This is a genomic window from Candidatus Desulfosporosinus nitrosoreducens (assembly GCF_030954495.1).
GTDB lineage: Bacteria > Bacillota > Desulfitobacteriia > Desulfitobacteriales > Desulfitobacteriaceae > Desulfosporosinus > Desulfosporosinus nitrosoreducens.
In genome coordinates this window covers 102,104-116,106 of sequence record NZ_JAVHUW010000043.1, presented here as the reverse complement: position 1 = coordinate 116,106, position 14,003 = coordinate 102,104, and the positions used below count along the sequence as shown (strand labels likewise).

General features: G+C 39.5%; 15 protein-coding genes. 12 read left to right on the top strand and 3 right to left on the bottom strand.

What is annotated here, in order from left to right:
• Window positions 1-36 precede the first annotated feature (36 nt).
• The 3 genes from REC12_RS08430 (at window position 37) to REC12_RS08420 (ending at window position 4,796) form a co-directional block, all read left to right on the top strand.
• The gene (locus REC12_RS08430; RefSeq protein WP_308893546.1) at window positions 37-2,199 is read left to right on the top strand and encodes a YhgE/Pip family protein; all 2,163 of its coding nucleotides are present in this window, start codon (window positions 37-39) and stop codon (window positions 2,197-2,199) included.
• Window positions 2,200-3,223: 1,024 nt separating this feature from the next.
• Window positions 3,224-4,162, top strand: coding sequence for a DUF4830 domain-containing protein (locus tag REC12_RS08425; RefSeq protein WP_308893544.1), 939 nt, complete (start codon window positions 3,224-3,226; stop codon window positions 4,160-4,162).
• A 403-nt stretch (window positions 4,163-4,565) separates the two neighbouring features.
• Entirely contained in the window at window positions 4,566-4,796 is a 231-nt protein-coding gene (locus REC12_RS08420) for an AAA family ATPase (protein ID WP_308893583.1), read from the top strand.
• Window positions 4,797-4,972: 176 nt separating this feature from the next.
• Here REC12_RS08420 and REC12_RS08415 read toward each other — a convergent pair whose 3' ends face one another.
• Entirely contained in the window at window positions 4,973-5,902 is a 930-nt protein-coding gene (locus REC12_RS08415) for a ketopantoate reductase family protein (RefSeq protein ID WP_308893542.1), read from the bottom strand.
• A 159-nt stretch (window positions 5,903-6,061) separates the two neighbouring features.
• Between REC12_RS08415 and REC12_RS08410 the strand changes: the two genes are divergently transcribed.
• The 9 genes from REC12_RS08410 to REC12_RS08370 all read left to right on the top strand — a co-directional run bounded on the left by REC12_RS08410 (window position 6,062) and on the right by REC12_RS08370 (window position 12,035).
• Window positions 6,062-6,616: a TetR/AcrR family transcriptional regulator gene (locus REC12_RS08410; RefSeq protein ID WP_308893540.1), complete on the top strand. Its 555-nt coding sequence runs from the start codon at window positions 6,062-6,064 to the stop codon at window positions 6,614-6,616.
• A gap of 171 nt (window positions 6,617-6,787) precedes the next feature.
• On the top strand, window positions 6,788-7,012 hold the full coding sequence (locus REC12_RS08405) for a type II toxin-antitoxin system HicA family toxin (protein WP_308893538.1): 225 nt from the start codon (window positions 6,788-6,790) through the stop codon (window positions 7,010-7,012).
• Window positions 7,013-7,046: 34 nt separating this feature from the next.
• Window positions 7,047-7,394, top strand: a complete 348-nt coding sequence (locus REC12_RS08400; RefSeq protein WP_308893537.1) for a type II toxin-antitoxin system HicB family antitoxin — start codon at window positions 7,047-7,049, stop codon at window positions 7,392-7,394.
• 342 nt (window positions 7,395-7,736) lie between these two features.
• Complete coding sequence (locus tag REC12_RS08395; RefSeq protein WP_308893535.1) at window positions 7,737-8,240, top strand: hypothetical protein; 504 nt, start codon at window positions 7,737-7,739, stop codon at window positions 8,238-8,240.
• A gap of 322 nt (window positions 8,241-8,562) precedes the next feature.
• Window positions 8,563-9,048 carry an HNH endonuclease gene (locus tag REC12_RS08390; RefSeq protein ID WP_308893534.1) on the top strand — a complete coding sequence of 162 codons (486 nt, stop codon included), beginning with the start codon at window positions 8,563-8,565 and terminating at the stop codon, window positions 9,046-9,048.
• Window positions 9,049-9,076: 28 nt separating this feature from the next.
• Window positions 9,077-9,298: a YdbC family protein gene (locus REC12_RS08385; protein WP_308893533.1), complete on the top strand. Its 222-nt coding sequence runs from the start codon at window positions 9,077-9,079 to the stop codon at window positions 9,296-9,298.
• Window positions 9,299-9,316: 18 nt separating this feature from the next.
• Window positions 9,317-9,724, top strand: coding sequence for a secondary thiamine-phosphate synthase enzyme YjbQ (locus REC12_RS08380; RefSeq protein ID WP_308893531.1), 408 nt, complete (start codon window positions 9,317-9,319; stop codon window positions 9,722-9,724).
• Window positions 9,725-9,780: 56 nt separating this feature from the next.
• Window positions 9,781-10,080 carry a hypothetical protein gene (locus tag REC12_RS08375; protein ID WP_308893530.1) on the top strand — a complete coding sequence of 100 codons (300 nt, stop codon included), beginning with the start codon at window positions 9,781-9,783 and terminating at the stop codon, window positions 10,078-10,080.
• A gap of 956 nt (window positions 10,081-11,036) precedes the next feature.
• Complete coding sequence (locus tag REC12_RS08370) at window positions 11,037-12,035, top strand: Fic family protein (protein ID WP_308893529.1); 999 nt, start codon at window positions 11,037-11,039, stop codon at window positions 12,033-12,035.
• A 356-nt stretch (window positions 12,036-12,391) separates the two neighbouring features.
• Here the strand turns inward: REC12_RS08370 and REC12_RS08365 are convergent, their stop codons facing one another.
• Together REC12_RS08365 and REC12_RS08360 are read right to left on the bottom strand one after the other, a co-directional pair.
• Window positions 12,392-13,291, bottom strand: a complete 900-nt coding sequence (locus REC12_RS08365) for an SDR family NAD(P)-dependent oxidoreductase (RefSeq protein WP_308893527.1) — start codon at window positions 13,289-13,291, stop codon at window positions 12,392-12,394.
• A 15-nt stretch (window positions 13,292-13,306) separates the two neighbouring features.
• Window positions 13,307-13,624, bottom strand: a complete 318-nt coding sequence (locus REC12_RS08360) for a NimC/NimA family protein (protein WP_308893525.1) — start codon at window positions 13,622-13,624, stop codon at window positions 13,307-13,309.
• Window positions 13,625-14,003: the final 379 nt, after the last annotated feature.

The window sequence follows — 14,003 nt, the reverse complement described above, 5'->3', positions numbered from 1 at the left end:
ATGAGATTACTGTGCTAGGATTACAAGGAGAGGGTCATGAAGCAGGTTTTAGGAGTCTTTCTCCAGGATCTAAAAAGTATCGCCAAGAGCAAGGCGGCTCTTTTAATAGTCATCGGGCTATGTATTTTGCCCTCCCTATACGCATGGATAAATATCAAAGCAAGCTGGAATCCCTACGCTCATACCGGCAATCTCCCCATTGTCGTGGTTAATAATGACGAGGGAGCAGCTTACAATGGCCGGCAAATTAATGTCGGCAAGCAAATTGTCCAGGAATTAGAGCAAAATAAAGACATTGATTGGATCTTCAGCGATTCCTGGCAGGGAAACTATGGTTTGAACGAAGGAAAATACTATGCCCTAATTGAGATCCCGAATGACTTTTCCCGAAATATTGTCAGTTTGACGACGGAGAATCCCAATAAACCGGATATTGTCTACCGGGTCAACGAAAAGCTGAATGCCATAGCTTCCAAAATAACCAACGCGGCAACCTTGGAATTGGCCGACAAAGTGAAGAGTAACTTTGTGGCTGAGGTTACGAAGGAGGTTTTAAAAACTTTAAACCCGGTGGGCGGCACCCTGCAAACAGACAAGGCCAAAATTCTTCAATTAAGAGATACGGTGACCCAGGCAAGTGATGATATCGCGCAGATCCAGGGATTTATCACCAAGGCTAACTCCAATGCCGCAGCTTTGCAAAGTTATTTAAACAGTGTCAAAAACACCCTGCCCAAACTCAACGAGCAGATAACCGGCTTGCAGAATGCCGTGGAAGCCAACAAATCTCTGATTCTGGCAACGAAGCAGGGAATCAACAGCATAGAAACAAATCTCAATAATGACCTGATTCAGCTGCAAACCATTAATCAGCAATCCCAAACCCTGCTGTCAACGCTGAAGTCGCTGAACGCGGCTGCCAATAGCGGTGATTTCGCCGGCATCATCAATCAGATATCCGCCCCTTTAAGTAGCGCTTCTGATCTCGTCGGTGCCGAGATTAAGAGCTTGGAACTGCTTAATCAGAGTTATCCCAATCAAGCCTTCACCCAGCTTATAAGCCTGCTTAATGATCTCCAAGGGCTGATCACGGCTGAAGAGACCAAGGTCAATGCGTTAAAAACCTTGCTGGATAACGGAGCTTCGGAAGAAGCTATAGATTCGGCCATCGACCAAATTTCCGAGCTGAACAATCAAGTTTCCGGTGATCTCAGCCAGGTTTTTAGTAATTTTTACTCCCTTAGTTCGGATGCTTTAAATAATTTGGCCGATAATCTAAGCGGAAGCATGGATAATTCCGACGCTGTTCTGGCCTCGACGAGAGTGATTATTCCCCAGTTGAATGCATTGACCAATTATGGCATCGCCGGCAGTGAGCTGTCCGTCAGCGAAGCGAATGATTTAGCCAATAAGTTATCCGCTCTGCAAAGCGAATTAAATCAATTAAGCGGCACTATGCAGGATTTAAATGAAAAAAACCTGGCTGAGATCATTAATCTTATGCAACTGAATCCGGGTACAGTGTCGGATTTTCTCTCTTCACCCATCAATGTCCAAGAAATCGATATTTACAATATGGGGATCTTCGGCGTAGGTTTAACTCCCTTTTATACTGTTTTGGCAATTTGGGTGGGAGGATTGCTGCTATCCTCCCTGCTGAGCGTGGAACATAATGCTTCAGAGGAGGTTGGGAAGCCAAAGCCGACCATGATGCAGGCGCATTATGGCAAAATGCTGCTGTTTCTGGCGGTTTCCATCATGCAAGCGGTCATTGTAACTTTAGGCAATAAGTTTATCTTAGGTGTTAAGCCTGCCGATATGCTTTTAATGCTGGGATTTGCCATCCTTTCGGCCCTATGCTTTACCACCATTATCTTTACTTTAGTGTCTATCTTTGGCAACGTGGGCAAAGCGGTTGTCGTGGTGATCATGGTTTTTCAAATCGCAGGCTCGGGTGGAATTTATCCGATTCAGACAAACCCCAGAATCTTTGGCATCCTGCAGCCCCTGTGGCCGTTTACCTACGCTATGGGGGGATTTCGAGAGGCTATTGCGGGTCCGCTGGGGAGTAATGTTATTAAATATTCTAGCGTTCTGCTGCTTTTTACCGGGGTGTTTTTGTTTTTGGCCGTTCTCAAGAAGCCTTTTCATAGAGTGACGGCGTATATGGAACATAAATTTAGAGAATCTGGGTTGTAGATATTAACGTTTTTTGCTAATACAAAGAAAATGAAGCAAGTGACTTTCGCTCACTCGCTTCATTTTTTTAGGCCTTTGATAATTTCGTGGATGGTTACAATCTGATTTTCCGTTAAGGTTTTTAGGTCATTGACCAAGGCCTGTATTAGTGCTGGGTTGCTTGTGCCATCATCAAAAAAGTCTTTGGGGGAGATTTGGAAGTATTCGCAGATGTATAGAAATTCCGCCATGGAGGGTAGCGCTTTTCCGGATACTATACTGTGAATATAGCTGGGGCTGTGCCCTAAATCAATCCGAGAATTTTTTGAATGGTCGTATCGGACCTCAAGTACAAATAATTCCAATAACATATATTGAAGTATAAGTATATGCAAAGTAAGTTGTAAAATAGCTCTAATAATTCTCTGCACTAAGGTACAGAGAATTATTTAGTACGTGGTAAGATTTTTTGCTTTAAATTATAATCTATTCATAGTCACTACAGACTCTTTAAGAATTTGGGTTACCTCTCCGAGATCCGCGATTTCGTTCTTAAGTCGTCTCAATTCTTCATCCTAAGTTTTAAGTGACTATTTCGAGGAAAGGCATGGCTGCCAATATAGTCATAATGGTATGAAAAATTAATGGACTTAACGGTAATACCATCATACCACTCAAGATATAATTAGAGAGAATATAGGTCTTGTCTCTGAATTAATCAATTTTGTACTTGGATGGCTTTAGCCATTTAAATAATCTCACCCTCAGATTAACAATTACCTGCAAGTAGTAATTGATCGGGAGGCGTCCGTACTATGTAAATCGTAGGTAATTTAATATTACACCTACTGGGGATATCTGTTAAGGGAGTTAAGAAGAAAGGGAGGTGATTTTATTAATTGAGTTTTTATCCCTGTAGCATCGACCTACTTTTATCTCCATATCTCATTGAATGTTTGTAATTAAGTTTGGGGAAAGGTGGTATTTATTAAAACTTCACGGAGGTGGTTTTCAACGATTTGAATTTAGAAAGGAGCATTACTAAGTGAAAGGCGGAATAAAGTATTTAGTTGTAATATTGATTTTTTGTCCCCTCATAGTCATTAATGGTTGTTCTCAGGCCCAGAGTAAGGATGTTACAACAGCAGTAGTGCCAACACAACAAGATTTGATTGCAATGATGAATATGGCAAATGATTTAGGCAAAAAGTTTGGCTGGGAAATTGATAGTAAACCTCCCACGATCCAAACTGCTAATTTGAATCTGAGCATATGGAAAGATCCGCTTGGCGTGGGGCCTATTTGGCAATTCAATGAAGTATTAAGTTCTAGTATTGGGCTACCTTTTAAAGATTTAGTTGGGAAAAGTGTTGAGATATGGGCTTACCCTGTGTCTAAACCTGGAAATGAATTAAAGATTGTCCGTTACCTATGTCTTGTTGTTTATAATTCAAAGGTACACGGTGCTTGGATTGCCGATGGCGGTCCAAATAATGTGCCAGGCTTTCCACTAGATGAAAAAATACCTGCAGACTTTAAAAATTTTGCTTTATGGCTACATCAGGCAAAATGGATTGTAGATGACGAGGAACCTCTAAAAAGCCTTGTCGGTAAAGATGCTCCGGCTGTAATTAAAGAATTTTATAATAAGGGTATAACCGGAAATATTGAATCAGCTGAGTTAATGATAACTCCAATGGGCCGGACAATTGGAAATAATATTGATCCTAAGTCGTATTGGAAAGCTTATTTCCAAGAATTGACGAACATAACGGTCAAATCAATAGATCCGGTTAATTCAGTGGCAAAGACAGGATCAGATCTCGCCGTATTATCGGCAGATAATATTGCTTTTGTTCACCCTACTTTCGATTCTAAAACTTATAGTGTAAGGTTTAGTAATAGCAAACAAATATTTGTTACAGTAGTTAAAGAATCTAGTCAAGATCCTTGGATGATTCAGTCAATATCTAAAACTCCATAAGCAATTAAAAAGAGAGGTTTAAAATTATAAAACGGAGCGTGCAATTGCTTTTCAAGGGTATGCAGATGATTTGGGGCGTTCATTAAATCATCTGTAAAAATTAACTCAATTTCTTCTTCGGATCAAAACTAACAAGGTAACCCTTTCAGCGATCTTCTCTCCTTTCTGGTGTAGAAATCTTAAGGATATCATAAGATCGCCTGATTGGGTTGTTTTTCGACAAGAACTTTTCACTGTGCAGTTCTAATATGAAATAAAAAAATACAACAGGAACAGATTCTAGGTGATAGGTACATATATGAACACATTAGGCGAGGGATGAATAAGGAACAAATAGAACAATTAAAAAGCTTCGGTAAAATTTGCACAGGAAAAGTATTCGAATGGAGAAACTACCTTGCAAATGTTGGATGATTATATTGAATCTGATGCACTTTATTTGTTGGATGAACCGGAGATATCCTTGTCGCCAGCAAATCAAACTTTGTTAGCTGAGAAGATAAATGAAATGTCAAGGCTTTTAGGATGTCAGTTTATTATTTCTACGCATTCACCATTTGTGCTGGAAACATTAGATGTAAAGATCTATAATCTTGATAAGCTAAAAGGCAAAGTGTCTTTCTCTTACCATTAGCTCAGCTAGGAGAGCGCTCGAATGGGATTCAAGCGGTCAGTGGATTCGATCCAGCTTATCTCCGAGAGAAAAATGGAGGTGCAAATTATTACAACAAAACAAGAAACCTCCTGTCGTAATTACTATTCTTCCAGGAGGTCTTTCTCGTCATTGTTCGTTTTTCTTGGGCCTGTTCACTATTCCGTAATCAGGCTTTCTACATCGTAAAGACGTGGTGCCTTTATGCCGTGCTTTCTGGCTTCTGATATAATTTCCTGTACGGCATAACCAACTTTAGTGTGGTTATGGGCCACAAGTGCATAGGTCATGCTTTTAGGTGAAAAAATAACATTACTCATAAGAAATCCAACAACTCTCGGTGGTAGGTCGCTTATCACTTTTGTCATAACATCAAGTTTTGAGCCTTTTGCTTGCAAAACAGGGATAATTTCTTTCATATTACGACCTATTCCAGCGAGCGCTTCGGGTGAAGAAATTACTTTTTCAAAACTGCCACTTTTTAATACTTCGACTTCCATTGCAGCGTTTAATGCGAAGTGATTCCAGAGCCAACTTTGAGGATTCTTTTGAACCATTATTTTGAAGCCTGCCTCAATAAAAAGCTTGCGAACCTCTAAATCTCTTTTAGTAGGCTCGGATTCAAATGTTCCAAACTGAACCGTCTTGTAAAGCCCACCGTAAAGAGTGTTTTCTTCAAATCTACCGCCAGCACCGGGGAAGCCATAAACAATTTGACTGAGCGGAATCGGCTGAATAGCCGATTGAGGGTCTTGCCAAAAATTATTGAAAAAAAGAACTGTTGCATTTCCAACTCGTGGTGCAAGGTACTTTACCACACTTGATACTTGCTCGGGGTTGACACTCATAAAAATGAGGTCATAGTCGTGATTTTCCTTTATTTCTTCATGTGTTACAATAAGCCATTTTTGTTTGACTAAACGGTCTTTTTTGCTTCGCCTTGCATCCCATATTTCTAAGTTTACATGTGAGCCATATTGCGCCTTCCTACCTTCACGAACATAAAACTCAACAGTATGGCCTGCATTTTCAAAGGCCCAAGCGTACTGCGTTCCTATAACACCGCGACCAAAAAATAGTATTTTCATAAAGTATCCTCCCGGAATGAACAAATGTTGATTTTTCAACACGTGTTTGATATTCTTAGCATACTGATTTGTGGAGAGAATTTCAATGGTTACAGTTGTTCCAACTGTTGAGAACTCAACACATTGCGCTAATTTGTTGAATAGTTGGAGGGGAACTTTGTGGATAGAAGAATACAAAAAACAAGACAGTTGATTATGAATACTTTCATCGACCTTTTGACTGAAAAAGGATTTGAGAAAATAACCATCAATGACATTGCCGAACGCGCAAACATAAACCGAGGGACTGTTTATCTACATTACGTGGATAAATTCGACTTGCTTGACAAGTGCATTGAAACATATGTTGAGCTGCTACTACATCACTGTGCCAATAGTGATGATACCATGCTAAACGCAAGCGCATTTCAAAACATATTTGAATATTTGGAGAAAAATTTTACAATATACAAGTTGCTTCTTGGCAAGGAGGGATTTGGATTTTTCCGTAGCCGCTTATATGCCATTATTGCGCAAACAGTAACCGAGGTTATCGGTGTAAAGTCAGAAAACAACGCATTTTCAAATGGTGTAACCACTCATTTTTTGACTTCTGGGTTTATAGGAGTACTGGAATGGTGGATCAATAATTCTATGCCCTGCAATGTGCAGGAAATTACTGAGCAACTGATGTTTTTGCTAGAACCATACACCAAGCACCTTGTATCACTCTAACCTGATTTGCGTAATGGGATAAAGCTGAACTGGATATGGAGGAAATCGATGCCGTTTTAAAGTATATAATGGAAGATGAACAGCGGTAGATAAAACAAATAAAAATAAGCAACTGAAAATCAGTTGCTTATTTTTATTTGCGACTGTAAAATTATGTAGTAGAGGTGTGCTATGGCCAAAAGAGATAAATTAATAGACAGATTATTACAAAGACCTACTAATTTTGAATATGACGAAACCAGAAGTTTACTAATAAAACTTGGTTATAGGGAAAATAACAGGGGACGCACCTCCGGCTTGCGTGTTGCTTTTATCAAAGACGAAACCGGATTCGTCATTCGGATTCACAAACCCCACCAGGGAGAATATTTAAGAGATATCAAGTTGATAAGCTGATTGCGGATTAAAAAAGTCAAGGAGAGATTTAATTATGAAAGACGTTATGTTTTACAAGGATTATATCGGCTCGGTACATTACAGCACCGAGGATGAAGTATTTTACGGCGAGCTTGAAGGTATAAACGATTCAATCAGTTACGAAGGCACCAGTGTCACCGAACTGAAAGCGGCTTTTGAGGAAGCCGTGGAAGATTATCTTGAACTGTGCCAGTTGAATGGAAAAGAGCCGGAAAAAGCCTATAAAGGAAGCTTCAACGTGAGGATAAAACCTGAGCTTCATAAAAAAGCCGCGCAGATGGCGATAATCGAAGGGAAGTCTTTGAACCAGTATGTTGAAGAAGCGATAGCAGAGTATTCAGTGAACAAATTGAAAAAGTGATTGCACATCGGAGGTGTTACTTTAGGCAGGAAAGAGACACTTGAAAAATTTATGGGAGAAGGTGTAACCCATAATATATTTAAGCAGCTTTTCATTGTCTAAGGAGACAGTAAGTAATCCGAATATTTATCCATATAATGTATCTGTTGATAAAATGGAGAAATCATTGCTTTTCAGATCAATTATAGTTTTATATGCAATAATGCATCTGGAAAATCTACGATGCTGAATATTCGATGGAACCCATATCAAAGCCAATGCCAACCGACACAAAGCGACCCAAGTGGTGGTCTGTCTATAAGGGCATCCTCTTAATTATCGTCTTAGAAAAGAGGAATCACTATGATAATTGAAAACTTTAGCATATTTAAAAAGTTATATTTGTATTATTTACTATTTGCTTTTGTATTATCAATTTTTGATATATTTCTTGGTTGTAAATCCAATTGGGTATCATTCTTATATGGAAGAATACCTAATAAGTTTGAAGGGCTTATGATATCAGGATTTTTTCTTTTCAGTTGGTTGTTATATGGAATAATCACAGGCTATACCGAAAGAAAGGGCTTTATTAAATTTCTATTGTTTTTTTGGGTTACTGGAGGCAGTATAAGTTTGATCGCTAATTTAATGGCTCCTATCGGGAAATTTACCCTTCTTTTAATTCCGGTAGATATACTTATTTTAGTTCCTAATTATGGTTTAAAGCCTTACCTCTTGTTTAGTTCTGTAAAAAATACCAATAACTTGCTTTTTATTTTCTTGAGTGTTCTTTTTTCCTGGTTAATGGGATTTACTGGATACATTCTAGGCAATAAATTTAAAAATCTCTTAGATGAACGCTAGTATTTGTAATTTGGTCAAAAAACTATTTTTTATTTTTGTAGTTTCTTAGAAAAGTGGAGCATTAAAGGATAGCTAATAGACGGTCATTCTCCAGCACTTTAGCCTTTACTACAGAATATCTCGCTTACGATACGACCAGTATTTCTTCTTATCCAAATACATTAAAAAAAGTGAAGTGTGGAAAAAACAAGGAATACGATCACTGCCACAGATCAATTTGACATTGCTATTAAGGTTGGGATGTTGATGCCGATAGAGGGGGCTACGTCCTGTCGCCCTCTGAGTATGGGGCGACCAACTTCATTTAACTGAGACAATCGGTTTGGCTCTATATGAACAAGTGCAAGAAAAGCTTAGGTCTCTAAATTTAAAAAAATATCTTGTAAAGGAAACCAGTATTCAAAATCGATACGGAAAAGCACAGATTGTCAAACCAAGAATAGGCCAAGGAGCATTTAAAGTGCTGATCACAGATGCCTATCAGCGGCGATGTGCAATCACTGGAGAAAAAACTTTGCCGGTTTTGGAAGCAGCCCATATTAAGCCCTACAATATGGATGGGTCCCATGAGATAAATAATGGCTTGCTTCTTAGAAGAGATTTTCACACTTTGTTTGATAGGGGGTATACTACAGTTGATAAAAATTTAACTGTTGAAGTTAGCCATCGGATAAAAGAAGACTTTGGTAATGGGAAGGAATACTATGCCCATCATGGTAGCAAATTAATTATTCTACCGGAAAGAAGGGAGCAACTTCCTGATCCTAAATATCTTGAATGGCATAACGAAAATATTTATCTTGGTTAAGTTTTAAGTTTATAGGAGGATTTGAATAATGGCCGACATCAAATTTGAAATCAAAGAAACAATCGCTGTCCTATCAGAATCACCGAAAGGCTGGAAAAAGGAGCTCAACCTTGTAAGCTGGAATGATAAAGAACCGAAGTACGATATCCGTGAATGGTCACCAGATCACACTAAAATGGGCAAGGGCGTAACGCTTACCAAAGAGGAACTTGGGAAGCTGAGAGATGTGTTGAGTGAACTGAATTTGTGAGTAAGTGGAGGAAGATCAATGGTCTATGAGATACATCTTAAAACCAAAAAGCACGACGAAATGACTGATATAACGCCACAAATTGAGGAACTTCTAGCCCAAGAAACTATCCGGGACGGTCTGGTCGTAGTTTATTGCCCTCATACAACGGCTGGAATAACAGTTAACGAAAATGCCGATCCGGATGTCCAGAAAGACTTTCTAGGGAGGCTTGATGAGATTTATCCCTGGGATGCTCCCAAAGACCGTCACATCGAAGGTAATTCCGCTGCCCATTTAAAAGCGAGTACAGTAGGGGCATCACAAACCGTTATAATTGATAAGGGGAAATTGCTCCTGGGCCGCTGGCAAGGTGTTTACTTTTGTGAATTTGACGGTCCCCGTTCGCGTACCTGTTATGTGAAGCTCTTAAACCAAACTCGGTAGAAGCCTGATAAGCGTGGCACTTAGATTAAAAATTACCAAAAGACAGGAAGTTCTGTATGAGTAGATTTTTGAAGTTAGAAGATTTCATTGAGCTTTCAGACGTGGGTTATGAAAAAGCTATTGTTGAATTTTTACAAAATAACGGGATAACGATGGATGATTTTGAGTATGTTGGGAGATGTGATTCTGAGTGTCCGCAATGTGATGCGGAAAGCTTTAGCGTCTGGCGAAGGAATCTAGGATTCATTAAAGATAAAGAAATCTTCACTTACGATCCCAATGCAGCCGATGATGTATTCGACTTCGCTATATACTGGTGTAATAAATGCGGTAAGTGGACTACTTATATTGAGTAACGTATAAGTAATACTGTGCTCAGTCACTAATCCAATCCGGTATTTTTAGCATTAAAAAAATTAGGCTCTGTTAAAGAATAGCGTTGATAATATTAGTAAAGTTAATGGAATTTGCTACAATTTCCATTAAACTTTTAATTTTTGATAGTCTTTATCTGAATTTTCTAATCTATAATGCCCTTTATTATTCAATTCTTTAATGCCGTTGCTTTGCTCTATATTTAATATAAACTCTAGTTTAGAAGATTTTTATATGAAAGATTGATTTTATCAAAGCTATTTTGTTTGGAATATTAACTTTTATACTTGGATTTATAATAACTTCACTTTTAAGTCACACAGGGGATGGCGGTTCAAATACGACTATTGCTATTTCTTTGTTATTTTTAGCAAGTATTTTAGTTACTTGCACTATTATAATAAAAAGACCTTAATATCTATAGTAAAAACACTAGCGTTGCATAAACAAAAAATGCAGTTGTCAAGTTTTATTTTTTGGGCATTTATGGATGCAAGAGATAACTCATAATTTTATTTATGGTGTATACTTACATCAAATAGTTTTCCAACGAAGTTAGAAACGTAGGACCAATTGGGTTGTACTTGTTTCTGTATTTAGCCATATATACTAGAGAATTACTGGATCATAATCTGTGCTGTAAGGAGTGTAGCAACTAAGGGATCGCTTACTTTGCGTGTATTAGGTTGTGAGGTTCAAATCCCATCATCTTTATCATAATTTTTTGTCGAAAGAAGTCCATTTCTGTTGCAGTTGGCTTTTTTTGTATTTGCATCTTTTCATAGCCTAAAATATGAAAAACATAGAAGCATATTAACAAAGTGTTGGGATTTGAACCCTAACACAGCACAAAAGTCATAATGTGCTTTTTATGTCTGCTATTTATCTTGTATCATCATCCTGGATGGTGGTCATGATATAAGATGGAGGATAAAAAATGATTGAAAATACATATATGCCGCCATATACTATGACGGAAACCATAACAAACCTAATTGTAGAAATTGGCGAAAAGGTAGGTGCCATTACGGCATGGCAGCACATGAATACCAATCCGAGATTGCGCAGGGACAGCCGCATCCGTACAATTCATGCATCATTAGCCATAGAAAACAATTCTTTATCCTTGGATCAAGTGACGGACATTATTGATGGCAAGCGTATCCTCGGTGCTCCCGGCGAAATCCGCGAGGTCAAAAATGCTTACGAGGCATACGAGAGGCTGTTGTCATTCAATCCTTATTCAGTTAACGATTTACTTAAAGCACACGGTATCCTGATGAATGATCTGGTAAAAGAAGCAGGGCGCTTTCGTTCTGGCGATGTAGGCGTGTTTAAGGGAGAAAAGGTTGTACACATGGCGCCGCCAGCTGATCTAGTGCCTCAGCATATCGCCAACCTCCTGTATTGGACAGAAACCACAAAGACGCACCCTCTGATTAAAAGCTGTGTATTTCATTATGAATTTGAGTTTATCCATCCTTTTGCAGATGGGAATGGCCGCATGGGAAGAATGTGGAACACTCTGTTACTGTACCAATGGAAGCCAATATTTGCGTGGATACCTGTAGAAACAGTCATACAAGAAAGACAGGACACCTATTATGACGCTCTTAGTGAAGCGGACAAGATTGCAAATGCCACGCCGTTTATAGAGTTTTTGCTGCAAGCAATTCTCGACACTCTTATAGAGATTGAAGGCGATCAAATAACCACCGAAAGAATTAACCCGCGTATTCAGCTATTCTTGGCTAAACTGGGCAATGATGAATTATCGGCTGGCGAAATCATGAAGCGGATGGGGCTAAAAAACCGGCCAGCCTTCCGAAAAACATATTTGCAGTCCGCTTTGAACTCCCAACTGATTGAGATGACGCTTCCTGATAAGCCGAATAGTAAAAATCAAAAATACAGGAAGCGTAAACCGGAACAATAATAAGAACCATAAAAAGCAGCATCTTTTCAGGCCTAACTTTCACAATTTTTATATTTTTTGTCATTAGAGTTGCATAAAAAGATTTCATAATTGTCAAGCGATAAATCTCTATGAAAAGCGAAGTAATTCATCATAAGACACAGAAAAACCTATTAATTCAATAATAAAATCCTTATAATTAGATTTAGGGTAGTCCTTGCCTATAATCTTTAAGGATAAGGAGATCAAAAATGGAGGCCAAGGATACCACAACATCCACATTATTTCAACTGTTTCAACCCATTTTAATATCGTTTGAAATGGAAACCCGCCGTCCAGTTTTGGACGGCGGGTTTCGAGTAATAGTCGAGTTTTCCTTATAAGAGTTCTTGCAGAGTTTCGTCTTTCGCTAACTCCGTATATGTGACGCTCATATGCCACAATTCCAGCGCATTTTCCTTGCTATAAGAAAGCGGAGACGATTCAGTTCGCTTTGTGCTGCGGTCAAAATATTTGCCCGTTACCTGTGCGAGGTCCGGAGAAGTTATCATTTGCGCTAAAGCGTCTCCTGACTGAGGAAGCGAACCGATTCTGTCAGAGACCTGTCGCAAAAATTCATCTGTATAACGAGACTTATCCGGAGCAAATCCGGTGTCGGTCATCAGCCCCGGATTCAGCGCGTTTACCGTAATGTCGGAACCAATACTCACAAGCCTTGCGGAGAGTTCATATGTAAAATATAGATTACACAGCTTGGAATAGGAATAGCGAACAAAACCTTTTTGGAACGATTCGCCCGGATGAGCCAATGTTTCGATGTTTAGCCATGTTAAATCTGCACCCGGTGGATTGTGCATATCGCTTGATACCACTGCAATCCGTGCAGATGGAAGCATAGCTGGCAGAAGGAGATTCGTCAAAAGAAAATGCCCCAGATGATTTGTTGCAAAAACAATGTCAAAGCCGTCAGGCGACTGTCCTGCAAATGATCCGTTGATTCCCGCATTGCAAATAAGTCCGCTTAAGGGCAGATTCCGTTCTTTATATCGCTTTGTAAAAGCCCGTACCGAAGCAAGAGAAGATATATCAAGTTCCATTGCTTCTATGGAGGTGTTTCCGCTTTCGCTGATAAGCGAATCCTTTGCCTGCTCCGCTTTTTTCATGTCTCGGCAGGCAAGTATTACGCGGTATTCAGCGTTTTTAGCGATATTCCGGGCGCATTCAAAGCCGAGTCCGGAGTTTCCGCCTGTGATGATAACCGTCTTATTTCCGTCCATGTAATAACCCCCTTTTTAGAAACGAATGATTTCTGGCTCAGCACCGAATGCGGTAATAGTTGCAGTGGTGTCCTTTAAATATAGAACCTGCGTGTTGTCGTCATCGGCTTTGTATAACCTTTGCTGACTGGGATAGGCGTCCAGCATGTGCTGCTTGGCGGAAATGCGCTCGTCCGATACGACAGCCGCTTCAATTCTAAGCCACTTACCTCCGTCCGTTGCGCAGATTTCAACCTTGGGATTTTGCGCCATCTGCTTAGAAACATTTTTGACCCTGCCTGTGAGAATATAGAGTTTTCCCTCGAAAATATCCACCGCGCCGAAGGGGCGCACACTGGGCTGGTCTTCGTCTATGGAGGCGAGATAGAAAGTGCCGCTCTTCTTAAAAAATCGTATACTTTTTGCATAGTCATATCCTCTTGGTTTGTTATTTCAAAGTAGTTATAATGCTTCTTATCCTTTTATTACCCTGGCAGCTAATAGTCGCTTTGCGCCTATTAGTTTCCGTATAGCCATGCGCCGATTTCATGATACAGTGCTTCCACCAAATCCGGTCGGTCAATGCCAGGAAAATCGTTGCCGATAGGGCGGCCGTTTCTGCTGATCATGTATGACATACAGGCGTAACTTTGCCGGAAGGCCTTAAGCTCGCCTAATGGTAGATTTAATTGACTATTCGGATAAACAGGTATTATGCGATCTTGTTCATAGA